The organism is Acinetobacter celticus, assembly GCF_001707755.1.
Classification (GTDB): Bacteria; Pseudomonadota; Gammaproteobacteria; order Pseudomonadales; family Moraxellaceae; genus Acinetobacter; species Acinetobacter celticus.
The window spans coordinates 273,356-299,673 of record NZ_MBDL01000008.1 but is presented as its reverse complement, the minus strand read 5'-3'; the positions used below and the strand labels follow the sequence as shown (position 1 = coordinate 299,673).

Annotated in this window: 22 protein-coding genes, 1 tRNA gene and 2 pseudogenes; 15 read left to right on the top strand and 10 right to left on the bottom strand. The window is 39.1% G+C overall.

The genetic code is table 11. The features are described from left to right. The first annotated feature begins 3 nt into the window (after positions 1-3). Positions 4-588, top strand: a complete 585-nt coding sequence (locus BBP83_RS05545) for a DUF4112 domain-containing protein (RefSeq protein WP_171258051.1) — start codon at positions 4-6, stop codon at positions 586-588. Positions 589-599: 11 nt separating this feature from the next. Continuing rightward, complete coding sequence (locus tag BBP83_RS05540; RefSeq protein ID WP_068886406.1) at positions 600-962, top strand: VOC family protein; 363 nt, start codon at positions 600-602, stop codon at positions 960-962. A 73-nt stretch (positions 963-1,035) separates the two neighbouring features. On the opposite strand, the gene htpX is transcribed toward BBP83_RS05540, so the two are convergent. Both htpX and BBP83_RS05530 read right to left on the bottom strand, forming a co-directional pair. Next, the gene (gene htpX / locus BBP83_RS05535; RefSeq protein WP_068886405.1) at positions 1,036-1,941 is read right to left on the bottom strand and encodes a protease HtpX; all 906 of its coding nucleotides are present in this window, start codon (positions 1,939-1,941) and stop codon (positions 1,036-1,038) included. A gap of 132 nt (positions 1,942-2,073) precedes the next feature. Further along, the gene (locus tag BBP83_RS05530) at positions 2,074-2,934 is read right to left on the bottom strand and encodes a lytic transglycosylase domain-containing protein (RefSeq protein WP_068886404.1); all 861 of its coding nucleotides are present in this window, start codon (positions 2,932-2,934) and stop codon (positions 2,074-2,076) included. 499 nt (positions 2,935-3,433) lie between these two features. On the opposite strand from BBP83_RS05530, the gene ttcA reads away from it, so the two are divergent. Next, a complete protein-coding gene (gene ttcA, locus BBP83_RS05525; protein WP_068886403.1) occupies positions 3,434-4,360 on the top strand; it encodes a tRNA 2-thiocytidine(32) synthetase TtcA in 927 nt (308 codons plus the stop codon). A gap of 222 nt (positions 4,361-4,582) precedes the next feature. Further along, positions 4,583-4,966 carry an SCP2 sterol-binding domain-containing protein gene (locus tag BBP83_RS05520; protein ID WP_068886402.1) on the top strand — a complete coding sequence of 128 codons (384 nt, stop codon included), beginning with the start codon at positions 4,583-4,585 and terminating at the stop codon, positions 4,964-4,966. Between the two features lie 73 nt (positions 4,967-5,039). Here BBP83_RS05520 and BBP83_RS05515 read toward each other — a convergent pair whose 3' ends face one another. Beyond that, complete coding sequence (locus BBP83_RS05515; protein ID WP_068886401.1) at positions 5,040-6,152, bottom strand: MltF family protein; 1,113 nt, start codon at positions 6,150-6,152, stop codon at positions 5,040-5,042. Between the two features lie 364 nt (positions 6,153-6,516). On the opposite strand from BBP83_RS05515, the gene greB reads away from it, so the two are divergent. Both greB and BBP83_RS05505 read left to right on the top strand, forming a co-directional pair. Next, positions 6,517-7,008 (top strand): transcription elongation factor GreB, encoded by a 492-nt coding sequence (greB, locus tag BBP83_RS05510; RefSeq protein WP_068886400.1) that lies wholly within the window; start codon positions 6,517-6,519, stop codon positions 7,006-7,008. Positions 7,009-7,278: 270 nt separating this feature from the next. After that, a tRNA-Ser gene (locus BBP83_RS05505) sits at positions 7,279-7,368 on the top strand. A gap of 261 nt (positions 7,369-7,629) precedes the next feature. On the opposite strand, the gene BBP83_RS05500 is transcribed toward BBP83_RS05505, so the two are convergent. From BBP83_RS05500 to BBP83_RS05475, 6 genes are all read right to left on the bottom strand, one after another. After that, the gene (locus BBP83_RS05500) at positions 7,630-8,598 is read right to left on the bottom strand and encodes a hypothetical protein (RefSeq protein ID WP_068886399.1); all 969 of its coding nucleotides are present in this window, start codon (positions 8,596-8,598) and stop codon (positions 7,630-7,632) included. Positions 8,599-8,624: 26 nt separating this feature from the next. Further along, positions 8,625-9,395, bottom strand: a complete 771-nt coding sequence (locus BBP83_RS05495; RefSeq protein WP_141689954.1) for a YagK/YfjJ domain-containing protein — start codon at positions 9,393-9,395, stop codon at positions 8,625-8,627. Positions 9,396-9,698: 303 nt separating this feature from the next. Beyond that, positions 9,699-10,547: a TauD/TfdA dioxygenase family protein gene (locus BBP83_RS05490; RefSeq protein WP_068886397.1), complete on the bottom strand. Its 849-nt coding sequence runs from the start codon at positions 10,545-10,547 to the stop codon at positions 9,699-9,701. A 723-nt stretch (positions 10,548-11,270) separates the two neighbouring features. After that, positions 11,271-11,747 carry a 2,4'-dihydroxyacetophenone dioxygenase family protein gene (locus tag BBP83_RS05485; RefSeq protein ID WP_068886777.1) on the bottom strand — a complete coding sequence of 159 codons (477 nt, stop codon included), beginning with the start codon at positions 11,745-11,747 and terminating at the stop codon, positions 11,271-11,273. 54 nt (positions 11,748-11,801) lie between these two features. Beyond that, complete coding sequence (locus tag BBP83_RS05480) at positions 11,802-12,764, bottom strand: TauD/TfdA dioxygenase family protein (protein ID WP_078055404.1); 963 nt, start codon at positions 12,762-12,764, stop codon at positions 11,802-11,804. A gap of 277 nt (positions 12,765-13,041) precedes the next feature. Next, positions 13,042-14,088 carry an AraC family transcriptional regulator gene (locus BBP83_RS05475; protein ID WP_068886396.1) on the bottom strand — a complete coding sequence of 349 codons (1,047 nt, stop codon included), beginning with the start codon at positions 14,086-14,088 and terminating at the stop codon, positions 13,042-13,044. A gap of 102 nt (positions 14,089-14,190) precedes the next feature. Here BBP83_RS05475 and BBP83_RS05470 point away from each other — a divergent pair, with 102 nt between their 5' ends. From BBP83_RS05470 to BBP83_RS05435, 7 genes and pseudogenes are all read left to right on the top strand, one after another. After that, on the top strand, positions 14,191-15,231 hold the full coding sequence (locus tag BBP83_RS05470) for an alpha/beta fold hydrolase (RefSeq protein ID WP_078055403.1): 1,041 nt from the start codon (positions 14,191-14,193) through the stop codon (positions 15,229-15,231). A gap of 125 nt (positions 15,232-15,356) precedes the next feature. Further along, positions 15,357-16,985, top strand: coding sequence for a long-chain fatty acid--CoA ligase (locus BBP83_RS05465; protein ID WP_068886395.1), 1,629 nt, complete (start codon positions 15,357-15,359; stop codon positions 16,983-16,985). A gap of 149 nt (positions 16,986-17,134) precedes the next feature. After that, positions 17,135-18,433, top strand: a complete 1,299-nt coding sequence (locus tag BBP83_RS05460; protein ID WP_068886394.1) for an MFS transporter — start codon at positions 17,135-17,137, stop codon at positions 18,431-18,433. Positions 18,434-18,444: 11 nt separating this feature from the next. Beyond that, positions 18,445-18,759: a Rieske (2Fe-2S) protein gene (locus BBP83_RS15450; protein WP_068886393.1), complete on the top strand. Its 315-nt coding sequence runs from the start codon at positions 18,445-18,447 to the stop codon at positions 18,757-18,759. Then, a pseudogene (locus BBP83_RS14940) lies at positions 18,752-19,092 on the top strand (putative sulfate exporter family transporter); the annotation flags it as partial. The gene BBP83_RS15450 and the pseudogene BBP83_RS14940, both read left to right, overlap by 8 nt. A gap of 100 nt (positions 19,093-19,192) precedes the next feature. Then, positions 19,193-20,337: pseudogene (locus BBP83_RS05440) on the top strand (IS3 family transposase). 252 nt (positions 20,338-20,589) lie between these two features. Then, positions 20,590-21,513, top strand: a complete 924-nt coding sequence (locus BBP83_RS05435; RefSeq protein ID WP_068886390.1) for a LysR substrate-binding domain-containing protein — start codon at positions 20,590-20,592, stop codon at positions 21,511-21,513. Positions 21,514-21,644: 131 nt separating this feature from the next. Here BBP83_RS05435 and BBP83_RS05430 read toward each other — a convergent pair whose 3' ends face one another. After that, positions 21,645-23,354 (bottom strand): BCCT family transporter, encoded by a 1,710-nt coding sequence (locus BBP83_RS05430; RefSeq protein WP_078055402.1) that lies wholly within the window; start codon positions 23,352-23,354, stop codon positions 21,645-21,647. Between the two features lie 332 nt (positions 23,355-23,686). On the opposite strand from BBP83_RS05430, the gene BBP83_RS05425 reads away from it, so the two are divergent. Both BBP83_RS05425 and BBP83_RS05420 read left to right on the top strand, forming a co-directional pair. After that, positions 23,687-24,877, top strand: a complete 1,191-nt coding sequence (locus BBP83_RS05425; RefSeq protein ID WP_068886389.1) for an aromatic ring-hydroxylating oxygenase subunit alpha — start codon at positions 23,687-23,689, stop codon at positions 24,875-24,877. A 1-nt stretch (position 24,878) separates the two neighbouring features. Beyond that, positions 24,879-26,309, top strand: a complete 1,431-nt coding sequence (locus tag BBP83_RS05420; protein ID WP_068886388.1) for an aldehyde dehydrogenase family protein — start codon at positions 24,879-24,881, stop codon at positions 26,307-26,309. Positions 26,310-26,318 lie beyond the last annotated feature (9 nt).

The following is a 26,318-nucleotide window of genomic DNA, read 5'->3' as shown; positions in this document are numbered from 1 at the left end:
CAAATCATTCAGAAAAAAAAATTAACTCAGCAAGAAGTCATTCGTTTGGAACGCGATTTGGCCAAATTTGCCAATATGATGGATTCAGTGGTTCGTATTCCATTTACCAAACAAGGGGTCGGCGCTGACGCGGCTTTAAGCACAATTCCTATTGCAGGCGATGTTGCTGGCTTTATCTTGACTTGCTATGCCATTTATAAAGCCAAACAAATTGGTGTACCACAGAGTAAATTAAATTCTGTAATGAAATTGGCCATGATGGATGCAGTCATTGGTTTTATTCCCATTGTTGGCACTATATTTGATATTTTTATTCGACCCAGTCGTAAAGCTTTAGATGTGGTACATGAACATATTCGGACTGAATATCAAATTCAGGGTGACTCACATGTAGTTCATCCATTTTTGCATGAACAATTAGAAAAGAAACAACAACAATCGGCATTTTGGCGTAATCCAATTGTGGCTTGGTTTTGGCTTCACATTCCAGATTTATTGGGGCTATTCTTTATTTTATTGTTAATAGTAGCGCTTTGGGCTGGCGGTGCTTGGCTTTGGCAGGCATATCAGGCTATGCAAGCTGGATAGGGGAACAAGAGATGAAATTTGAAGGACATTTGACAGCCAACCTTCCTGCCATAGATTTTGTGCACACTGCAAATTTTTATCAATTTCTAGGTTTTGATCTGGTCTATCACTCATCTGAATGGATGATTTTAAAACTGGGCGAAATGGTTCTAGAATTCTTTCATCATCCGCATCTTTTACCTCAAGACTCTTGGCATAGTGCATGTATTCGCGTTAATAATATTCAAGAGTATTTCCATTATTGGAACGCACTTGATTGGAGTTTATTTCCACAGGCAAAACTCACGGAGATTCAGCATTTACCTGAGCTTCAGCAATTTTGTATTATTGACATCAATGGTAGTTTACTGCGTTGTTTACAGCTACAAGCGTAATTTTAAATATGAATCAAACAATCAAAAAAAAGCCTCCTTGTGGAGGCTTTTATATATTGAAACAAAGGAGTGCTTATGGGCAATCTAATTGCTGTAAAGCCGCCACACGTTGTTCAATACTCGGGTGAGTTTGGAATAGAGCCGCTAAGCTAAAACCTTCCTCTTTCCCTGCAGAAATTGCAAATGCTTTCATTTCTTTTGGCATTGCATCAGGCATTTCAGACTCAGCTTGTAAACGTAATAAAGCTGAAATCATCGCTTGTTTACCAGCTAAACGTGCACCTGCTTCATCGGCACGGTATTCACGTTGACGGGAGAACCACATCACAATAGACGATGCCAAAATACCAAAGACGATATCTAACACAATGGTAATCACAAAATAAGCGATACCAGGGGCTTCACCCTCTTCACGACCAAAGACATTACGGTCAATAAAGTCACCCGCAACACGGGCAAAGAACATCACGAAAGCGTTGACGACACCTTGAATTAAGGCCAATGTCACCATATCGCCATTGGCAACGTGGCCAATTTCGTGTGCCAATACAGCACGAAGCTCATCTTTATTCATGCGTTCTAGCAAGCCCGTTGAAACAGACACTAAGGCATCATTTTTGTTCCAACCCGTTGCAAACGCATTCGATTGATAAGATGGAAAAATACCCACTTCAGGCATTTTAATACCAGCGCGTTGAGAGAGTTGAGCAACTTCTTGTAATAACCATACTTCAGCTTGGCTACGAGGAGCATTCGGGTCAATAAGCTCAGTACCAGTTGTTTTTTTCGCCATCCATTTAGACATGAACAGGGAAATCATTGAGCCAACCATACCGAAGACAAAACAGATAACCAATAAGTTACCAAGATTTAGGCCACCGGCGCCATGGTAACTGCCGACACCGAAGAGTGACAAAATAATGCCAGCTACAACCAGTACCGCGAGGTTGGTTAGCAAAAACAAACCAATCCGCATCATTGATAAAATCCTCTTATAAGATAAAAATAATCTGATTTACTAATATAAATCATCCAATTGAATATGAGGTGAAAGTTTCGAAAATTCAAGGAAAAATCGTAAATCAACTATAAAAAATAGCAAAAAATTTCGTTATTGATTGAAATAGATATGGGCAGAAGCACTTGCATTTGCTGTTGCATATGAGCCAGCGGGTGCATCGGTAAAATTGCCATCAGCTGTTTGGATAATTTGACGGGAATTTTGCGGTGTTTTTACTTCTGGTGCAGCTGATGAATAATTGCTTGAACTGGCAATGATTTGACCCTGCGATGAAGAGGGGGGAATCTCACTTACCAGACCTGCGCCTCTTGAATATAAGTTGTTATAGCGACTAGTGACGCGTCGGACATAATCTTGTGTTTCACGAAAAGGAGGGATTCCTCCATATTTTTGTACATTGCCTTCACCGGCATTGTAGCCCGCAAGTACTAAAGAGGTGTTGCCATTAAAACGTCTATTTAACCACGCTAAATATTTTGCACCCGCCATAATGTTTTGTTGTGGATCAAAAGCATTCGAGACATTAAAACGCCGTGCAGTGGCAGGCATGAGTTGCATGAGGCCTTGAGCGCCTACTGGCGAACGTGCATTGACATTAAAACCGGATTCGGTATGCATGACTGCTTTAATTAAACCTTCCGAAACACCATGCTGTTGGGCTGCCTGTTTAATAATGTGGTTATAAGCATCTTTATTGCGACTATAGCTGGGTAAAACAGCTGCTTCATTCGAACCCCAATTACGGTATGAGTGAATATTACTGTCTGCATAATAAGTTACTTTGACTTTAGTCAAAGAACGATCTGAACTTTTACGATTGGTCAGTAGCGTACTACCCTTGTTGTCTTTATATACGTAAATTTGACCGGCATGCGTCGTACCTGCAACAGAAAACATTGTCGCAACACTGCAAGTATAAAAAAAAGTAAGTATTGCGAATTTATTGTTCATTATCGTAATAGAAAAGATTCTGTCCCCAAACAGTTAAGCACGAGTTTAGCAAAAAAAAAGTCATTGCACAGGCTTGAGTGATTTATTTCGCAATTAGTTTGTAAAAAGCAAGTCAATTTGATGATTCAATAATCAAAAAAATAATTAATTTATTTTTATCCAGCATAACTTGACACATATAAACTACTGAATATTAACAATATTTAAATTGATCAAAAAATGATCAATTTAAATAGAACCCTTAAAAGGAGGGCCAGAGAAGCTGTCAAGTGGTTTTAAATCCACAAAGTTATCCACAGGATTTGTGGAAAACTGTGGAAAAGTCCAAAAGATAAGCATCTTGGCTAAAAAATAAACTCAACCGTTCAAAATAACATCCTATCAATGAAGAACTGATGACAATATTTTTCTAGCAATTAATTTTTCATTCTTTTGATGCGGGATGCTGCTGAATCGGATAAAATTACGCGGTATTTTTATTTATGGGTTTACCTCGTCTATGTACTCGCCAGTTGAGTCCGAACAAGGATTTAATTTCAAGCCGGAACTGCCGACTAGTTCTGCGTACTACCGTTTGCTGAAAAAGCTCCGTCGCCAAGTTGGTCATGCCATTCGTGATTTTAAAATGATCGAAGACGGTGACAAAGTAATGGTATGTGTTTCTGGTGGGAAAGACAGCTATACCTTATTGGATATCATGTTGCAGTTTAAGCGCATTGCACCGATCAATTTTGATGTGGTTGCCGTGAACTTAGACCAAAAGCAACCTGGCTTTCCAGAAGATGTTCTGCCTCGTTACTTAGAAGAAAATAATATTCCTTATTATATTCTTGAAAAAGACACCTATACCATTACCAAACGCTTAACGCCTGAAGGTAAAACTTACTGCGCCGTATGCTCACGATTACGCCGTGGCTCTTTATATGGCTTCGCTCAAGAGATTGGCGCAACCAAAGTCGCTTTGGGTCATCACCGTGATGATATTTTGGCGACGTTCTTCTTGAACTTGTTCCATGGTGGTAGTTTAAAAGCGATGCCACCGAAGCTATTGTCATCGGATAAAAAGAACATCTTGATTCGTCCTTTGGCATACGTCGAAGAAAAAGACATTATTAAGTATGCAGAAATGCGTAAATTCCCCATTATTCCGTGCAACTTGTGTGGTTCGCAGGAAAATTTACAGCGCGCTATACTGAATGACATGTTGCGTACATGGGACAAAGACTATCCAAAACGCTTACACAGTATTTTTGGTGCGTTGCAAAACGTCTCGCCTTCACAACTCGCAGACCGTGAATTGTTTGATTTTGAAGCATTGGACGAGCAACGTGAGTTTGATTTTAAAACTAGCGACTCAACCGAAGAGCAAGCTGAAGGTGAACCTAAGCGTATTAATATGGTCAATCTAGGCTTTGCTGCAGAATAATCGTATTTTTTGCACTAAAAAAAGCATCTTAAATTAAAGGTGCTTTTTTTATTTTTGATTTATATCAAAGTTGTATAAGAAAGATAAAAACTGAACGCTGCGTACAAAAAACTTTAGGTAGAAATTATATTTACATGCTATAACAAGCATCAAGCAAAATAGCTTCAAAAGATGCGGCCTGGATAGGCTTCACGTAATGAACAAATAAATTGAGGAAACATCATGCCTGCTTTTTTAACTGATGATTGGTTTTCAAATGTTGAGACCCTTACCGCACAAGCGGGGGACTTAAACTTGTCACCAGCACTTGCAAATCTAGCCATTAACTTAGTGGTTGCAGACGCTTCAGGTAATACTGAATTATCTTTAGAGGGCGGTGCGATTAAAAAAGGCCTATCTTCAAATGCAAAAACCACATTGAACATGGATGGAGAAACTTTACGTAAAGTTTTTCTAGAGTTTGATATGGCTGCAGCGATGCAAGCATTTATGACCGGTAAAATTAAAGTGCAAGGCGATATGTCTCAATTGATGGCATTGCAAACCGCTAAGCCAAGCCAAGAGCAGAAAGATTTGTTTAAAAAAGTACTTGAGCAAACCGCTTAAGTTAACTTAAAGAAATATATGTAAAAAAAGCTTACCCAGAGGTAAGCTTTTTTTGTGAATATGGTATCTAGATTTAGATATTGACCAATTCAGGTGTCGTCTTAATGTGTTCTAAATATGCACGAATACGTGTTACATATTGCACCGCTTGACGATAGCGACCATTGCTGGCTTTGTTTTTATCTAAATAAGAATATAGGTTGACCCATTTATTCGGATCTTTACCTTGAGACTTAATACGGGTCTGAAGCTGATTGACTGCACCAGGGCCCATATTATATGCAACCAGAGCAAACCAATTACGGTCTGGGTATGGAATATCTGCATATCGACTAAGCATTAAGTCGTAGTACTTTGCACCACCTTGAATACTTTGAGTTGGGTCTGTACGGTTGCTTACACCCATAGCTTTCGCTGTACTGTTGGTTAGCATCATTAAACCGCGAACACCTGTGGGAGAGACAGAGTTGGGTTTTAAGTATGATTCTTGATAACCAATGGCTGCCAATAGGTGCCAATCTAAATCATATTGTTGCGCTGTACGTTTAAAGCTAGCTTTATAAATAGGCATACGATTATTGAGGTCACGTTGAATACTATTCCACGATTCTTCTTTAATTATATTGCGATTATAAAAGGAAGCCAATTGTTGCAACGTCCCACTTTGCTTTGCACGACAAACGAAACCGCTTGCTGTTTGACTAAGTGGATCATCGGCATGTTTAAAAACCCAATTTAAGTTGGAATTTAAGCCGTTTTTTTGCAAAGATACAGTTTCACCACATGTTGCAGAGAACGAAGTTAAGCTCTTTGCTTCAATGCTTTGAATACTTGCTGTGGTCATGGCAAAACTGGCTTTACCTTGTTTGACCCATTTTAAAGCTGTAGCATTATCTGCTACCGTTTTAAATTCCAGCTTTACATTTAAATTATCTGCATAATTTCGTACAATATCATAGCCAAAGCCATGAAAATGTTCGCTTTCTTCAAATACTGTGGTTGGATTTACCACGGATACAACAACCAGTTTATTGTTGTTTACTACATCATCAAACTGATAGGCTGTTTTACTTGCATTAATACTGTGAAATGGGAGTAATACAGTGCTAAATGCGAGTGCTTTAATCGGGAGAGATTTAAAAGAGTTAAGGCAAAGCCTCGACCCAGAAGTTGAACTACTGTGCATGTTGTCTCCGCTACAAGTATTTATGCCCTAAAAAGCAAAGGCAACAGGCCTTAAACTTTTACAAGTTAGATAAATTCGATAAGGGGTTGGGCAGTCATGACGTCATTCAAAAATGACTAAGAGTGAATCGAATATTGTGCAGAAAAACTACACTGGTTAAAAAACAAACTACATTGGAAGATGTGCGCATAATAAAGATGAAAAAAAGACTTGTCAAATTTTGTACTTAAAATATTTAAAATATGTATCGTAAGTGTATAATTTAATTAATAAATTAATTTTGTAGCCTTTTTTTGTGTATAAAAATGGCATAATATACCCATTTAACCCCAGTTAAATGTAATCACAACGGCCTAAAATTATTATGAAATCCAACTTAATTACACGTGGCGGACATGATTTGCTGGTCGCTGAATTAAAGCATTTATGGCATGAAGAACGGCCTGAAATTACCCAAAAAGTGAACTGGGCCGCAAGTCTTGGCGATCGGTCAGAAAATGCAGATTACCAATACAACAAACAAATTTTGCGCAAAATTGACCGTCGTGTGCGTTACCTCGGAAAACGTCTTGAAGAATTACATATTGTAGATTTTTCAGCCGAGCAGGAAGGTAAAGTCTATTTTGGTGCATGGGTTGATATTGAAAATGAAGCAGGCGAAAAAAAGACTTTACGTATTGTTGGTGTGGATGAAATTTATGATCATCATCCGCAACATATTTCAATTGATTCACCGATGGCGCGTGCATTGTTGTCTAAACAAGTTGATGATGAAGCTGAAGTAATTACGCCTTCTGGGAAAAAAATATGGTTTATCAATGCAATTCGGTATGAACCATCTAATAAACTTACTTAACCTGAATCGCGGATAAGGTTTTTTCTTTAAAATGATAAAATAAGTGTAATTTTTTGGCTCATTTAAGCCCAATTTTAATGAGATCAAATCAAATCATAAATTTTTTCATAATCAAAATAGCGAATTGGTCTCAAAAGGTGAATGATCTTGCTTTCTTAAGCAGGATTCAGATTACTTAGTATGATTTTTTGATTTTATTTTAACCAATCGAAACACTTTTTTTTTAAATCATTTGCCAAAGCCTTAATTTATTTATATTATGACGCCCATGGAAGCGTGGCAGAGCGGTTTAATGCACCGGTCTTGAAAACCGACGAGGGTTTACCCCCTCCGTGAGTTCGAATCTCACCGCTTCCGCCAAATATTGAATTAAGCCCTTGTTATTACAAGGGCTTTTTTCTTGCCTGTAGTTTTACCCCACAACCTACCCCACATAAAAAATTGGATTGGATTGCTTGTCTTTGTATGATATTGGACAAGAAAAGTCTGATAGTTAGATCAGAATTGTTTTTTTAAACTCTTTTATTTGTGTTGATGAACTTTGTTTTAAAAGTCATATCAGTAGAAAATAAAAAAGTTAAATAAAAAAATGGCAGAGGGTATTCTGCCATTTGTATTCAATTAAATATTTCCTGTATAGGATTTCCACTCATAGGTGATATTGCTACTTTTGTAATGATAATACTCTAAAGGTTTATGATAGTTTTTGAGTAAATCCTTCCATTGTTTTTTTGCAAGGGCGTGTTCTTTGTAGATAGTCATGGGTGGGTGAACATATAAAGTATCATCCTTGATATAAGGCAGAAGTTCACTGCAACATACTTTCCATATTCTACGTAGTGCACGTGCTTCAATGGAGATGTCACTAACAAAATAAATAAGTATCTGAGCGATAATTGTACCATCTAGCCCTTTTACAATACGCCATTGAATGTCACATAATTTTTTATCGAAGTCCCGATTTTGCCACAATGCTAAAAAGAATTTTTTGAGTAGTGGTGGAAAACTAGATTCGTACTGTTGCATTGCGGTATTTGAAACCATATTGGTTGTATTGCTATATGGAATTTCCAGAAAAAAACAATTGATGTGTTTGTGCTTACGTAGTATTTGATCAAAATAACGATTTTGAATAGTGAGTTGCGTATTTATTTTTTCTTTGTATGCCGTAGCTTTTAAACCTGCTTTTTCAGCATACAATGCTGTTTGAATTTGTTTTACAACATCAATTGGTTGGTTATTCCAGTTTGGATTCAGAGTTATTTGACTGACTTGCTGCACAAACGCCTTAATATAAGGACTGATCAAATAGCCCATAGGTAAAGGCGGTGAGTTCTGAACCAGCTGAATACAATTGAACAGCATTTGCCATTTTTGTACAGTAGAAGATGAAGGGGACTTGGATAGCCATTTCATTTGATCAAGTTCGATTGCCTGCATGAGGCTCGTGATTTGTTCGAACAAGAACCTTGTACTATTTTGATGCCAAGAGTATTGCTTAAGTATTGATTGAGCTTGTAAGTTTGTGAATTGTTCTAGGCTTCTTTGTGATTCTTCAATGAAGCTTTGTAGAGCGTTATGGTCTAACATAAGATAGGGTTCCTTGTTAATTAAAACTAAGCAGTTTGTGTACGTGGTCGCCCTAGGCGTTTTTTTACATAGGGTAGACGGGCTGTCTCAAATCTCTTTTTATTTGCAATCGACTTATGGACAATAAATTGATCTTTTTTACAGAAATAGCGAATAACTTGATTTAATAGCAGATCATATTTTTCAGTATCATAAGGTTCTAAGCGCCCTGTAATCGGTTGTTGATAACGTTTCAAGTATTTCGGGTGATTGCAATTGAAGTAACAATGTTTGCCTTCGATGATTTGATCCCATATGTCACCAAGCATTTGGGCCAATTTAATATCTTGTGCGTGTTTTCGCCCATCCAGAAAAAAAAGACAGTGATAATGAAAGGACTGATGAAAACCATATTCTAGTTTCCATATGTAGCCTTTTAAGTTGAGTGAGCGTTTACGTCTAATTTTTTGTAAGAAAGTACCAAATCGACGTTTAAGCTCATCGACCTGCATTTCTTTATTGTCTTGAGGTAAATGTAAATCAATCCGAATAACCAACAGACGACCGAAATACCGAGGTAGTTTATTGATATATTCTGAAGCTGTTTTAAAGTTCAATTTTGAACGTTTTCTTCTTTCATTACATGCTGATAAGAACTTCGTGCCATGACATAACTCAAAAAGTTTTTGTACAAACTCATTCATCATTTTAGCGATTGTGGTCGTAGTCGAGTTTTGTAGCGCAATTACAGTTGAGGGGTGTTTAAACCCGATACTGATTTCATCTAGGTGGGGCATTAGGGGGAGTGCTGCTTCCAAGACGCACTCGTAGGGGCAGTAAATTAATTAGGTTAAAAAATTCAGTCTTACAGAGTGCGCTGTCTCTAATTTTTATTTAGTTTATGGTAATAAAACTATTATAGACTCGATATTTTTTGGTTGAAATATAGATGCCTTAAATGTGTTCTAACATAAGTATTTTGCGTAATATGCTGATTTTATGAAAAATAAAGATAAATTCCATAGAGCTTAAATTATGAGCTCTATGGAATATTTGGTGAAATTTAATAATTTATAGATATTTTGTAGAACGGATTGGGTGGAGCAAATAAACATATAAATTTAGTATGTTCGATCACCAATAATAGCTGCTCGTTCCATTTTTCGATGACAGGCAGGGTAGTCCATAACTGCATAGTGCTGTGTACTGCGATTATCCCAAATTGCAATACTATTAGGCTTCCAACGCCAACGGACTTGATATTCAGGAATAGCTGCTTGTGATATTAAGTAACGCAATAGGTCTGCTGCACCAGGATTAGCATCCTGCCCGAATCTTACACGTTCAGGTGTGTGATAATTACTGATATGAGTCGTGTAGCTATTAACAAACAAGACTTTTTCACCTGTTTCAGGGTGAATACGAACTACAGGATGTTCAGCATCTGGAAACTTTTCCTTGAGTGCTAAACGCTTTTCAATCGGCATTGCAGCGCCAAAACTAGCTTCAATACTGTGACGTGCACGAAGACCATCAATTTTTATCTTTACATCTTCAGGTAGATTTTCATAAGCCTGTACCATATTTGTCCACATTGTATCACCACCTACTGGTGGACACTCAACACAACGTAACACTGCCCCCATCGGTGGTGCATCACGCCAAGTAGCGTCTGTATGCCATGCGTTCTCATAACGATCTTGTGGCTGATCAGGTCTTTTATAAATTTGTACCAATCCGGGGTTTTCTGGGTTGCTTCCAAGTACAGGATGGTCTTCTAGTTCCCCAAAAAGTTTTGCAAAGGCAACATGCTCAGCCCCAGTCAATGGCTGATCTCGTAAGAATAAAACACGATGCTTAAGAAGTTGCGTACGAATTTCAGAAAATAAATCATCATCATGAATCGCATCTGCCAAGTTAATACCACTCAGCTCTGCACCTATATGGCAAGTTAATTGTTCAATTTGCATAAAAATCCTTTCATATTACAAAAAGTGATAAACCTATCGTTCTATGTATTTTTCAACCTTGATGTACTTGTACGACACCTTTAAAATCCATGTTTTGTATTTTGTTTAGGGTGTGAAAAACAATAGCTAAAACTACAATACTCAAGGTACAAATCACTTTTCATATGACGACAGTTATTTATCCTATAACGACAAAGGTACTCTTCGAAGTTTATTACTAATGATCATTAGTAATAAATTAACTCTCGAATGATCAGATTAAAATAGAAATAGGTAAGTTTTATACTTTACCTTTTTAGTGTTTGAATACTATTGGGCTTACTACCAATAGAACTAGTAGTGGCGTTGGCGGGACTGGTACGGTTGGGAGAAATTACTACTAATATTGCTGTGGCAATTAAGGAAGAAGTTCACTGCTAGAGTGGCCTAATTACTTTTATTATTAAAATGTCAGGAATGATTTTTTTAGGGCTAAGTTTTGTATTTAGGGGCATCTGTATTGGCTTGCCATCGTATATTTATTTTAATTAAACGTGAAAAAAAAATTAAAAATTCATGGGCAATTAAAAGCCTAAAAAATTAGAACACAATCAGATAAAACTTGTACTGTTGATTTTTATTTAACATGAATCTTTTATATGAAATAAAGAATGGAAGCTAAGCTTCCATTCTTTTATTGATCGTTTTTTAATTTTTCAGCATTGTATTGTGTAGGTTTTTCAATTATTTAAATGCGGTGAGATCTTGTGGTGTGATGTTATTTTTTTCACAGTAGGCAAGATAACGGTCTAGTGAAGTTTTCCAGTTTTCTGAGGCAACGATATTCTCATTGTCATCGAGGAACAAGAGTTCACCACTCACTTGAACCAATGTCGTTACATAGCCACTTTCACCTACTTCTAAGACTTCAAATGTATGACTTGATGCAGCCGTTTCATATACGAGGCTACCTGCCCCTGCGACCCAATCGTGTTCTATATATTTCCATTTACCTTCAGTCGTATAAACCACCACTGTTCCAGTATGATGATGCTTGGGCATGGATACGCCAAACGGCACTCGCATGAGTACGATCCATTCGCCTCGAATTGGATCGAGCTTGAAATATTTCAGTAATATTTTGTCTGAAAAGGGAATTAATGGTACCCAAGGCAGTGACTCACCATCGATAACGGCAGTTTCTATTTGTTGGTATAGCATATCTATCTCCATTGATTTGCTTAAGTTCTTTAGGTTGAAAGTGGTTAAATATGCTTAGACTAGTGGTTTACCTACAAGGGTAGCGCGTAACATTTTTCGAGGTGCATTGCCATAGTCCGCCACTGCGTAATGTTGAACTTGTAGGTTGTCCCACATAGCAACTGTATTGGGTCTCCATTTCAAGCGGACTTGGTATTCAGGAATCATGGCTTGTGAGGTCAGATAATTCATGAGTCGTTGTGCTTCAGGCATAAAATCCTGCCCATATCGAATATCCTCAAAATTGAAGAAATTCGAAAAATGGGTGGTGAATGCAGAATTGACGAATAATACCTTTTCGCCTGTTTCAGGGTGGGTAAGTACTACAGGATGCTCGGATGCTGGAGACTTTTCGGCCATTGCAAGGCGCTCTTCACGCGGTAATTGTGCACCAAAGGTTTGTTCAGCACCGTGTTTTGCATATAGACCATCGATGCGTTGTTTAATGGCTTGAGGGAGATTTTCATAGGCCATCACCATATTTGACCATATAGTATCCCCACCACTTTCTGGGCCCATTTCGCAGCGTAAGACTGCACCGCGTGGTGGTGCCTTTTTATAGGTCACATCAGCATGCCAGATATTTTCACGACTGGCTTTTTCGACATAATTTTTTGGTTTACTCGGATCAAGATTTCGGTACAACATCAATAATTTATCGGCCTCTGGATGGCTAGGAGCAAGTGGATGGGCTTCTAGTTCCGCAAATTGTGCAGCAAAATGTTGCTGTTCCATTGGAGTAATATCTTGGTCACGAAAAAATAATACTTTGTGTTTGAGCCAAAGTGCACGGATTTCAGCGATCAATGCTGGATCTTGCGCTGCATCAGCTAGACTGATGTTACTAAGTTCGGCACCAATGGTGGGGGTACAAATTTCGACTTTAAACGAGTGTTGAAGAACTGATGGTCGAATAATTGCTGGTGCCACAGATTTTGACTGTGGAATAGTATTTTGCATTACAGCGTTAGATGTCATGGATATCTCCGATTTGTTATTGTGCGCTGGCGAGCGATATGCGCGTCCTTTAAGGCCTTTAAGTGGGCTGAGTGGGCACCATTTCCTTGGCTATGAGCTTTAATATACGCATTACAATCGTATTTTATTTTGGTTTTTAGGACGTATTTTTAACATATTGGGACAATTGGTCTTGTAATTATGAAAAATAGCATTCACCTACTCTAGGAAGTATATAAATAGTCGGATGGCGAGTGAAGTTGGGAGTAGGTTCTTTAATGAGTTAAAGTTGATAATCTTACTTTGTATCTTCTAATTCATGTGAAAGAGGCTTTGCCTTATTTTTACGATATTGAGAGGCCCAACTCGAAGGCGTTTTACCGAATTGACTGCGGAACCAACGCGAAAAGTCTGCGGAAGATGAAAAACCGAGAAGCTCGGAAACTTCATATAATCGGCGTCTGCTGGTGGTCAGATATTCTTTGGCGAGATCAGCACGTACAGCATTAATGATAGTAGTGACATTTTCACCTTCTGCTGCTAGATGTCGGTTAAGAGTACGTCGATGCATGCCTAGATGCTGAGCAATTTGATCAACGGAGCACAGGCCACTTGGCAGCAGCATTTTTACAATCTGACGTGTCCGTAGCACAGGTTCGTTGTGGAGTTTAACCAGTTCCATGTCTAACCATCTCTTCACCTCACGATGCATTGTCGGATCGGCTTTAGGGATAGGTAGGTCCAAGTCAAGTTTACGGTAAACGATGGCATTGTATTCTTGTGAAAATTCAATATTAGTACCTAACACACGATGATGTACTTCAAAATTTGCGGGTGGTTCATGTGTGAAAGTCACTCTAACTGGTCGAAAGGTATTTCCGCTCAGTACATGGAAAATCTTCAATAGGATGCCGGTTGACATTTCTATTGTCTGCCGCCAAATGCCATACCCTCCTTGCATATTGGCATCCATATGTAGTAGTACGAAATCACCTACATCCTGAAGATGTAAGTGCACACCAGCATTATGCAATCGCATATAGCGGATGCCAGATTGCATCGCTGCGCGTAATGTGGACTCATCTCGTAATACCAGCGCCAACATTCCTAAGTTGGCTAAGCTTCTTGTTTCTGCGAGTAAGAGTCCGAAAGCTTCCTGAGAGGAAAGGCGTGCAGACTCTTCCAATAGCCACCCCACGGCATCTGCACTGATCATCTGATTTGGATCATCGAAGACAGTGGCTGGTAGCTGAGCCATTCGTAACATACGGAATGGATCAAGGCCTAATGAATGGGCCACGTGTTCAAAGTTAGTGAGACTGGCACTTCGCGTTAAGGTATACACAGGTCTGTCCTAATTTTACAAAATTATGTCCTATTAAACATAATATAAAATAGTCAATTCACGCTACCTTATATTCCATAAATTAAAAAATGGAGATAAATAATGAACACTAGCACCTTAATAGATATTGATCAGTCCCACGCCAAACTTGCTAGAACCAATGTGGATGATCCCGCTACATTCAAACATTGTTTTGCCGAAGTTAACGGCATCCGTCTTCATTATGTCGACGAAGGGCAAGGACCACTCGTTATTCTACTGCATGGTTTTCCGTATCTTTGGTACATGTGGCGCAATCAAATCAAGGTGTTGGCTGATGCTGGCTTTCGGGTAGTTGTTCCTGATCAACGAGGGTTTGGTCAAAGTGATCGGCCAGATTCCATTGATGCTTATGACATGAGCCAGTCAGTGGGTGATGTAGTTGGTTTAATGGCCGCGCTAGGGGAAGCATCAGCGGTGATTGTTGGACATGATTTAGGCGCGTGGGTCGCTCAAACAGCAGCGATGTTAAGACCTGATTTATTTCAGGGCTTAGTGATGTTCAATACGCCAGTGCCACCACGTGGAAAGGTTCAACCCACTATTGGCTTAAAGAAAATGGCAAATGGCAGGGTATTTCATCATTTATACTTTCAGCAAATTGATAAGCCTGATCGTGAATTTGCTCTTGATCCACGTAAGACATTGCGCAGTATTTATTATTCAGTTTCTGGTAGTGCTGTTGGCAATGAACGTTGGCGTCTATTTATCGAGGCAGGTGAGCCTATTCTTAATTCATTTACGGAGCCAAAGGAGTTCCCATCATGGTTAAGTGCACAAGCAATCGACTACTACGTTGAGGAATATACACGCACAGGATTTACAGGTGCTATTAATCATTACCGTTGTCGTGATCGTAATTGGGAAATCACTTCTTTTCTAGACGGTGCAGTGATTCGCCAACCAAGTATGTTTATCGGCGGCGCAGCAGATCCGTCTATCGAACCGATAGAGATACGCAATGTTTACGATGGATTAGAAACTTATATGCCTGAATTACAAAAGAAAGTACTGCTATCAGGAATAGGTCATGCCGTAGCGGAAGAAAGCGTTGAGACGGTGAATGAGTTGCTATTAGAGTTCTTGAAGCAGTTTAAGGACTAGTGTTTTAGAGTTGGACCTTTAATAGAGGTATGACAGGTTATTGGTACTTCCTCGTCTCAACTTAAAAATCATCATCTACTGATATTAAAAATGAATTTATAAAAATTGTAAGTAAGGATACAACCATGAACGGAAATATGATGTTTCAGCCACTTTTGATTAGTAGCTTAATTGAGCATGCTGAAATGTATCATGGAGATACTGCTGTTATTTCTAAAAATACAGACGGCAGTATGACGCACAGTAATTGGGCACAAGTTGCAAAAAACTCAAAACGATTTGCGAATGTTTTACAATCGTTTGGATTGTCATTAAGTGATCGCGTGGCAACCGTTGCATGGAATAACCATCGTCATTTAGAAGCATGGTATGCCATCTCAGGAAGCGGATTGATTTGTCATACCATTAATCCACGTCTTTTTCCTGAACAATTGATTTATATCATCAATGATGCGCATGATCGCGTGGTCTTGTTTGATAAAAATTTTGTTCATTTAATTGTGTCAATCAAAGAATATCTGCCGAATGTTGAACATTTTATTTGTTTGGATGCCTATGATTCAGCCATTGTAGATGCATTTCCAGAAGTGAAATTCTATGATCAATTGCTTGACACTCAATCTGACCAATATGTGTGGCCTGAGCTTGAAGAGTCATTGGCCAGTTCACTGTGTTATACCTCTGGCACCACTGGGCATCCAAAAGGCGTTCTTTATAGTCATCGTTCAACGGTATTGCATAGTTATGCGATTAGCATGCCAGATTCATTGAATTTTTCTGCGATGGATGTTGTCATGCCGGTGGTCCCGATGTTTCATGTCAATGCTTGGGGAGCACCGTACACAGCAGCGATGGTTGGCTGTAGTTTAGTTCTGCCGGGGCCGATGTTAGATGGCATCAGTTTAGTCAATTTGATTGATCAGTACCATGTAACGAATGCATTAGGTGTTCCAACGATCTGGCAAGGATTGTTAACCGCAGCACATCAGTTGGGCAGTCAGTTACACAGTTTAAAACGCAACGTTGTTGGCGGTGCCACGTGCCCACCATCCATGATTAAAACATTCCGAGACGTGTATCAATGTGAAACCATTCATGCTTGGGGAATGACTGAAACCAGTCCAATTGGTTCCGTGAACCAGCTTAAGGCCAAGCATGCGGAACTCTCAGAAGCCGAGCAGTTTAAGTTGCGTTTCTCACAAGGCCGTCCACCATTTGGTGTGACACTCCGCATTAGTGATGACGAAAAAAGTCAGCAGGAATTGCCACGTGATGGTCAAACTACAGGTCATTTACAAATCAAAGGGCATTGGATTGTTGACACGTATTTTGGCAAAAATAGCAATGCATTAACTGAAGATGGTTGGTTCGATACGGGCGATATTGCCACACTAGATGCAGATGGCTATTTATCCATTCGTGACCGTTCCAAAGACCTAATCAAATCAGGTGGTGAGTGGATTTCCTCAGTAGAACTTGAAAATATTGCCATTGCACATCCTGAAATTGAGAATGTCGCGGTGATTGCGGCCACCCACCTCAAGTGGGATGAACGTCCCATCTTAATCGCTAAAAAATCTGCTACGAGTCAAATAACTGAAACTGACCTTTTGAATTATTACACAGATAAAATTGCAAAATGGCAGATTCCAGACAAGGTTATTTTTGTAGATACGATTCCAATGGGGGGTACAGGTAAGGTGCTTAAGAAAGATTTACGTGAACAATTTGGAGCAATTTTGCTAGAGAGCTAAAAAGCTAATATCAAGATTTTTAAACGATATTAGGCAGTAAATGGAAAGGAATTCCTCTAAGTCTATAGTGTGCTTGAGCTAGAAAGAGTGAGTCCTAAAGAAGTGACTCTAGACATAGAATGAAGATGATAAAAATATAGGGAAGTCATATGGGCGTACAACAATATATACAAAATACAGCCAGTGTAGATACCTCGATCAGTATTCCACGTCGTTATGCATGGTTGGTTTTTGCTTTAACCTTTGGTTTACTGATTTCAGATTACATGTCGCGTCAGGTACTTAATGCTGTTTTCCCGTTGCTCAAAGCAGAATGGGTGCTCAGTGATAGTCAATTAGGTTTACTTAGTGGCATCGTGGCCTTAATGGTCGGCCTATTGAGTTTACCTCTGTCTTTATTGGCAGATCGTTTTGGTCGAATTAAAAGCTTAACGTTGATGGCGGTCTTGTGGAGTTTAGCGACCTTAGGTTGCGCAATCGCAGAAAGTTATCAACAAATGCTTGTTGCTCGTTTTATTGTGGGTGTTGGTGAAGCGGCCTATGGCAGTGTGGGTATGGCAGTTATCGTTGCCGTCTTCCCCCGAGAAATGCGTGCAACTTTGACAAGTGCTTTTATGGCAGGCGGCGTGTTTGGCGCTGTATTAGGTATGGCGTTAGGCGGCCTTATGGCTGAACATTTTGGCTGGCGTTGGGCATTTGGCGGTATGGCCATATTTGGTTTGATATTGGCAATTATTTATCCGCTGATTGTCAAAGAGAAGCGGGTAAGCCCAGCACGTTTAACAGATGTGGCTGATAAAGCAAGGATAAAGGCACAGCGTCCATTGCGTAGTTTATATTCAAGTCATTCCGTTATTTCAGCCTATATTGGCAGCGGATTGCAGTTGTTTGTTGGAGGAACTGTGATTGTTTGGATGCCAAGCTATTTGAATCGTTACTATGGCATGAGTACAGATAAGGCAGGTGCGATGGCTGCGGTCATTGTGTTGTGTGGTGCCGTTGGTACTATTTTGTGTGGCATGTTATGTGACCGTTTAGGACGTGAGCATCCAGATCGTAAAATTAGTTTGGCGATTGTTTATTGTCTAGTCAGTTGTGGACTATTGTTGCTGGCTTTTACTTTGCCAGTAGGTAGTGCACAACTGGTTTTAATTTGTTTAGGAGCTTTTATTGTATTTGGTAGTAATGGCCCAGCTACTGCGATGGTAGCTAATCTGACGCATTATTCAGTACATGCCACTGCCTTTGCAACACTGACATTAGCCAATAATTTACTGGGTTTGGCACTTGGACCACTGGTTATTGGTAAAGTTTCTGATGTGATTGGGTTACACAATGCATTTCAGTTAATGCCACTGGTTAGTATTATATCAGCAGCAGTATTCTTTTATGCAAAATCTCATTATCACCATGACATTAAAAGATTAAATGTCCAAAAAGTAGTATGAGGGCAGGTGTAATGACAGCTCGATTTCAGCCTCCAATTGAAAAAAATCTTACACTAAGCGCACGTGTCTTTCTCCAAATTGAGAATAAAATGCCTACTCTATTTCATGTGGCTCGACAATTTTATGCGATTGATGAGAGTTACCTACATAAGGGTACTTCATTAAGGTGCGGCAAGTTTGAAGGATGCGTGCTCCAATGCTGTGTGCATGGTTTAGCCAATGGGTATCTGTTGAACTCTACACAGCTTAAAGTTGCTTCATATCCTGTTAAGGTCATTGATGATCAAGTATTTATTATAATGGATGCTGGAGAGCAGCATGAATAGTCCGATGCTAATGAATTGGAATCAGCATACACGTGAGTTGCTGCCGGGTTTTGTGGTGAGTTTATTGTTGTCGCAGCAGCAGGTTTCTTATCGGAGCATTACAGCGCTCCAGTGATGTTATTTGCTTTATTGTTAGGGATGGGGCTGAATTTTCTCTCCTCAGAGAGTAAATGTAAGGCGGGTATTGAATTTACATCGCGTACTGTATTACGGATTGGTATTGCGTTACTCGGAATGAGAATTACCTTAGAGCAAATTGCGGCACTGGGTTGGAAGCCTGTGATTTTAGTGATTACCTTAGTGGTGGTGACCATTGCAGTTTCAGTCATAGCTGAATAGCCACCGATTTTGTAGACACTCTTTAGTTAGAAATGGACTGCCACCACTCTCCTAGACAAATTTAGTCTATTCTTTTTGCATAGGAGAGAACCTTATGAGTGGACAAAGATATACCCCAGAATTTAAAGATGAAGCTGTTAAATTGATTACTGAACGTGGATATTCTGTCACTGAAGTCGCAGAACGTTTAGGTATATCACAGCACAGCATTTATAAATGGCTAAAGGTCGTACAGCCTTTACGCAACAGTTCTGATGAACATGAACTTCTCGAAGCAAAGAAAGAAATCCTTCGCCTTAAAAGTCAGCTCAAACAAACTGAAGAGGAACGGGATATTTTAAAGTGAAAGCACGCCTTTCACGCCGCTTTGCAAGCCTGCCCGAGTAAAGTATCAGTTTATCCTTGAATACAGCCATCAGTTTAAGATTAAAATGATGTGCTGGGTTCTTAAGATTGCTCGTGCTGGCTATTACGCCTGGTTACATGAACCTGAATCAGGCAGAACCATTGAAGACAAACGGTTATTACAACTTATTCGCTCTTCTTATGAAGCTAGTTATGGTATCTATGGGTATCGTCGCATCATGCTGGATCTAAGAGTTAGGGGAAAGCTGTGGGCCTAATCGTGTGCTAAAGATCATGAAGAACAATGGCATTGCCGCTGTTCTAGGATATAAAAAGCATAAGAGTTATGGCTGTGGTCGTTCTCAAATCGTTCCACCAAATTACTTAAATCGAGAGTTTGTTGTAAACACGCCTGATACTTCTTGGGTGACTGATATAACTTACATTCGCACCTGGCAAGGCTGGTTATATCTGGCTGTGATTCTTGATTTATATTCAAGGAAAGTCATCGGTTGGTCAATGAAACCTACGCTTGCCAAGGATATCGTTTTGGATGCACTTCTCATGGTAGTGTGGCGACGTAGGCCAAATGAGCCTGTGATCATACACTCAGACCAAGGTTCACAATACAGCAGCGGAGATTGGCAAAGATTCTGTCAGAAGCATAACTTAGTTCCCAGTATGAGTCGTCGCGGAAACTGTTGGGATAATGCCGTTGCTGAATCCTTTTTTAGTAGCTTAAAGAAGGAAAAAATTAAAAAGAGGATCTATAAAACACGAGAAATGGCACGTGCAGATGTGTTTGATTATATCGAGATGTTTTACAATCGAATCAGGCGCCATTCGCATCTTGATGGGATGAGTCCAGAAGCATTTGAGGCAGCTTCAAAATGAGGCTGTCTCGTGTCTAGGATACTGGGGGCAGTCCAGTTAGCCATGATTAAAACTCATGGGTTAAGTACTTTTTCTCACTTTTTATTAATGTCACGATATGACACTTTATTGCGAAAAGGGTTTCCAGTAAAACTACGAATTTAGAAGTAGAAGGACTGTAAATTTAAGTAAGGACTAAAATTTGAAATGGATGATAATTTAATTACGCGTCAAATCTTAAAAATGGAAATGTAGGACAAATTAGGAGTGTCCATGAAAATTAAACCATTGCCGCCTATGAATAGCTTGATTGTATTTGAGGCGGCAGCGCGTCATCTTAGTTTTACTCAAGCAGCAAATGAATTAAGCGTTACGCAAGGGGCAATTAGTCGGCAAATACGACAGCTAGAAATATATTTAGGGAAGGAATTATTTGTTCGAGCCAATCGAAATATTTTTTTGACCCCGACAGGCTTACAATACTATAAAACAATTTATAGTGCTTTATTAGATGTTGCTCAAGCAACGGCTGATATAAAGAAATGGCAGGGAGAACATCAAGTTACAGTTGCAACAACGAATGCCATGGCCGCACTTTGGTTGCTACCTAAAATTTCAGCTTTTCAACAAAGTGAAGGAATTGATTTAAGGATATTAACCACAGAAAATATTAAAGATTTATATAAAATGGATTTTGATTTAGCTCTATTCTATTGTCGGGTACCGCCTACAGGCATGAAAGTAACGACTTTATTTCCTGAAGAGGTTTTTCCTGTTTGTAGTCCAAGCTATCTTTCACAGTTTGAGAAAGATAGTGATTCTGAAAATATATTCGCTAAAAGTTTACTTTATTTAGACGATTCACAGAAGGATTGGATTACTTGGGCAGAATGGTTTGAAGCGGTAAACTATCCAGTAATTAAGCCCAAAAATAGAGTAAATATCAATAACTATCCGATGTTATTGCAAGCTGCAATTAATGGTCAAGGTGTTGCATTGGCATGGGGTTCTTTAGTTGATGATTATTTAAAGAGTGGTGCTTTAGTTCGTCCAATAGAAACGGTATTAAGAACTGAGGCAAATTTTAGTATGCTCGAACCTATTGATAGAGGAATAATTCCTCCGAGTGTTAAACAGTTTCGTTGTTGGCTATTGGAGCAGTTACCTGGGAAAGTGGGAGAGAAAGGTTTAACTTAATGAGATTGCCTTTCGACTGTAAATGACATCATTGCGTTACTAATACTGCATTTATTTTCCATTTATGGAAAATATAAAAAAGGAGCAATTTGTAATTTCTCCTTTTTTATTACGATTAAATTCAACAACGACTAGGTTTTAGACTTTGTTTCTAGTGGTGTTTTAACTAAATTTATAGGATCTAAATCTTCTTTTACTTCTTCTACGGCTAAGGTTAAAACACCAATTGAAGTTTCTTTATGTAAGACTTTAAGAAGAGCCACACACATAATAGTTAACAGAATTAGGATTGGAAAACCAAACAAAATAACCGCTGTTTGAATCGCCTTTAATCCACCTACATAGAGTAGCCCTAAACTAATGGAGGTTACAAAGAAACACCAGATAAGTCGTGTACGAATAGGCGTCTCTTTTTCTGAACGAGTATCAAGGAAACATAATACGTGTGTACCGCCATCTTGTGAGGTGACTAAATAAGTAATCAGTAATAAGCATGTGGTAATACTCAGGATCATTCCAAATAAGCCATCATCAATCGCATCATACAAGGCAAAGATTGCCAGAGTGTTGTCCTTTTGGGTTGCTTTAACAATTGGGCCACCTGTAAATTCAGATGAGGCTTGTGTTGTGTCTATGGCTTTGCTTTGTAGATTTGGAGTAGCAGTTGACGGAGCTTTTTCTATTTGTGCAGTCTGTTGTTTCTCAAATGCGTGGCGAGCATTTTGCTCAACTTTAAGCGCAGAACCACCAAAGACGCTCATCCAAAGGAATGTTACCAACGTTGGAATAATTAAAACACCCGCGATAAGTTGACGAATCGTTCGGCCTTTGGAGATTTTAGCAATAAACATTCCTACAAAAGGTGCCCATGTTGACCACCATAACCAATAAAAGGCTGTCCACCAATTTTGCCATTCAGAATCTTTTTGTGCATCACTCCATAAGCTCATGCTGATAAAGTTTGAAGAATAGTTACTCAGGCCTTCCATATACGAATGGGTGATATAACGTGCAGGGCCAACACACATTAAAATAACAATAAGAATAATTGATAAAATAATGTTTAATTCAGAGATACGGCGCATTCCTGTACCAATACCTCGTACTACAGAGATTGTTGCGAGACTAGACAACAGTAATAAAATAATAAATTGGGAGGTGACATTGATGCCTAAACCAAATACTTTATTGAGGCCTGCATTAATTTGTAACACACCCAGCGCAAGGGTTTGAGAAATACCAAAGGTGGTGACTACAATGACAATAATATCAACTAAATTTCCAATAGGGCCATAAATACGATTTCCAATAAAAGGATGCAAAATAGAGCGCAAAGAAAAAGGGAGCCCTTTACGATATGAGAAATAACCAATGGCTAAAGCTGTAACACAGTAAACAGACCAAGCATGTAAACCCCAATGGAAAAAGGTGATTTGCATCGCCATACTGGCAGCTTCATCCGTTAAACCTTTGGTAAAAGGATTGCTTGCATAATGATTCATGGGCTCAGCAACACCCCAGAAAACCAGACCGACACCCATTGCACATGAGAATAACATTGACATCCATGCAAAGTAACTGTACTCGGGTTTGTCTGTGTCTTTACCTAATTTGATTAACCCATAACGGCTGAACATGAGATAGATAAGAAAGAAGCAGATACCTGTAGCAGCCAATAAGATAAACCATTTCATATTGTGCAGTAAGATACCGGATAAATAAGAAAAAATTTCAACTGCTTTATCTGCATAAATTGCACAAAATAAAATAAATATAATGACTAAAACTTTTGAAACCACAGATACGACTGTGTTGGATTCAGAGATCCCTGTTGTACGCATAATTCCTCCTTGGATGCGTGGCAAGCAGCTAACTATCTATTAACTGTTTGTGTAGATCGTAAAAGAGTAAAGATATCTTAGCGGGATGCTCAACCTATTTATTCTCATCTCTGAGTGAGTTTTTGTAATACGTATATTTTTGCAAGACACCAAATTTAATAAAAGTGTTATACAAAAAAATGCATGATTAAAACTCATGTGTACCGAGCAAAAAAGTCGTTTGTTTATCATCAAGATGTTTTCCACAATCTCCATAAGGCAGCAGATAGTGCAGCAATGTGAATAGCAACGCAGGGAGTACTGCGTGATTCAAAATAAATGGAGATTATTAGATGAATAGCCAAGTCAACCAAAAACTGATTACAGTTCAACAAGTCGACAATGTTTTAAATCCGATTACTGAATCCAATGGTATGCCAAATATCGCCTATACCAGTGATGAGTATTTTAATTTTGAACGTGACAATATTTTGAGTAAAACTTGGGTATGTGTTGGTTTTGCTTCTGATTTGCCGAAAAAAAGCTATGTCAAACCAAGCAACTTTATGGGTATGCCATTAGTCATGATGCGTAACCGTGAAGGTCAGGTTCAAGTTTTTCATAATGTATGTAGCCATCGTGGTATGCAACTGGTTCATGAAGAAGGCACCATTGAAGGTGTGATTCGTTGTCCATATCATTCTTGGAGTTATGACCTCAATGGTAACTTAAAGGGAACTCCGCACGTTGGTGGTATTAACCAACATAAGGATGATCGTTTTAAGTGTGAAAAACATGGCTTAAAAGCACTTCGTTCAGCGATTTGGATGGATATGGTGTTTATTAATATCTCTGGTGATGCACCAAGCTTTGAAGAGCATATTGCACCACTAGTTGAACGTTGGAAACCTTTCTTAGGTGAAGATGGATTAGATTTAATTCGCACCAGTAAAATAGGTTCAACTTTTGAGTTACCTGTAAAGAGTAATTGGAAGCTAACAGTTGAAAACTATTGTGAAGCCTATCATTTACCATGGGTACATCCTGCATTAAATACTTATTCAAAACTTGAAGATCATTACAACATCATGTTTGAAGGTCGTTTTGCAGGTCAAGGCAGTTATAAATATAATTTATCTGCAACTGCAGGTACACATTTACCAAAATTTCCACATTGGCCAGAAGAACAATTGCGTCATGCTGAATATGTGGCGGTTTTCCCAAATGTATTGTTAGGTATTCAGGCTGATCATGCATTTGCCATGATGATTGATCCGATTGCTCCTGAGAAAACACTTGAAAAACTACGTTTGTATTATGTTGGGGATGAGTCATTAAAGCCTGAATACGATGCTTGCCGTGAAGCAACTTTAGAATCATGGAAAGTTGTTTTTTCTGAAGATATTTTTGCAGTAGAAAATATGCAAAAAGGTCGACATTCTCCTGGTTTTGGTGGTGGTGTTTTCTCACCTGAAATGGATTTACCGACTCATTTCTTCCAACAATGGTTGGCAACTCAAGCCAAAGCAGCGTTGGAGGCATAATATGCAACATTACCTCAACTTTATTGATGGTCAATGGCGAGATTCTTCTAGCCAGTTGGATGTCATCAATCCCGCAACAGCACAAGCATTTGCTACGATGGCTCAAGCCAGTATTGAAGATGCTGATGCTGCTATGACCGCAGCTCATCGTTGTGCAAAAAGTGGTGTATTAACCGATGTTCGCCCTGCACAGCGTACAACATGGCTACTAAAAGCAGCGGATGCAATTCGTGAAATTGCTGCTGAGGGTGCATTAATTCTGTGCCGTGAAAATGGTAAAAATTTGGCAACAGCACGTGAAGAGTTTGATGAAGCCGCACGTTACTTCGAATATTACGCAGGAATGGCAGATAAAATTGAAGGAATTTCTGTGCCTTTAGGCAAAGATTACATTGATTTTACTTCTTATATTCCAATGGGCGTATCCGTGCAAATTGTACCTTGGAATTTCCCTGTGTCCATTTGTGCGCGCTCTTTAGCACCAGCTTTGGCCGCAGGTAATGCAGTCGTGGTGAAATCACCTGAAATTTCCCCACTGGGTATGATTTTATTATTTAAAGCGCTTGAAAAAGCTGGATTTCCACAAGGTGCGATCAATTTGCTTTGTGGTAAAGGTTCAGAAGTGGGGAGTTGTTTGGTTAAACACAAATATACCAACCAAATTGTATTCACGGGTTCTGTAGCAACTGGGCAGCGTATTTTAAAAGATGCTGCTGAACGTGCGACCCCATCAGTAATGGAGTTAGGTGGGAAATCAGCAGCAATTGCTTTTGCTGATGTCGACCTTGAACAATTATTGCGTAGCGTCAAAGTCGGAATTTTCTATAACTCTGGGCAAGTGTGTTCCGCAATGTCACGTTTACTTGTACATCGTAGTCGCTATGACGAAGTCAAAAATGCAGTGGTGGGTTTGGCTGAAAGCCTAACTGTGGGGATCGGTGAAAATAATGCTGAACTTACCCCCGTTATATCTCACGATCAGCAACAGCAAATCTTGGCAATGATTGCAAAAGCACGACAAGAAGGCGCCAATATTCTGACGGGTGGACATGCAGCAGATTTATCTGGCTATTTTGTGTTACCGACAATTATTGAAGCATCTCCTGAAATGTCGATTGCACAACAAGAAGTTTTTGGCCCTGTACTCGTGATAATGCCATTTGAAACTGAAGATGAAGCGGTGGCTATTGCCAATGGTACAGACTTTGGATTAGTCGCAGGTGTATTTGGTGAAAGTTTGAATCAAACATTACGTGTAGCCAATCGCTTGATTGCTGGACAAGTATTTATTAATGAATGGTTTGCAGGTGGTATTGAAACCCCATTTGGCGGTGTTGGATTATCTGGGTTTGGTCGTGAAAAAGGGCAGGAAGCCATCTTTAGTTATGTTCAAACACGCAATATTGGAATTCGTTTGCAACATAACGTGTAAATAGTAGAA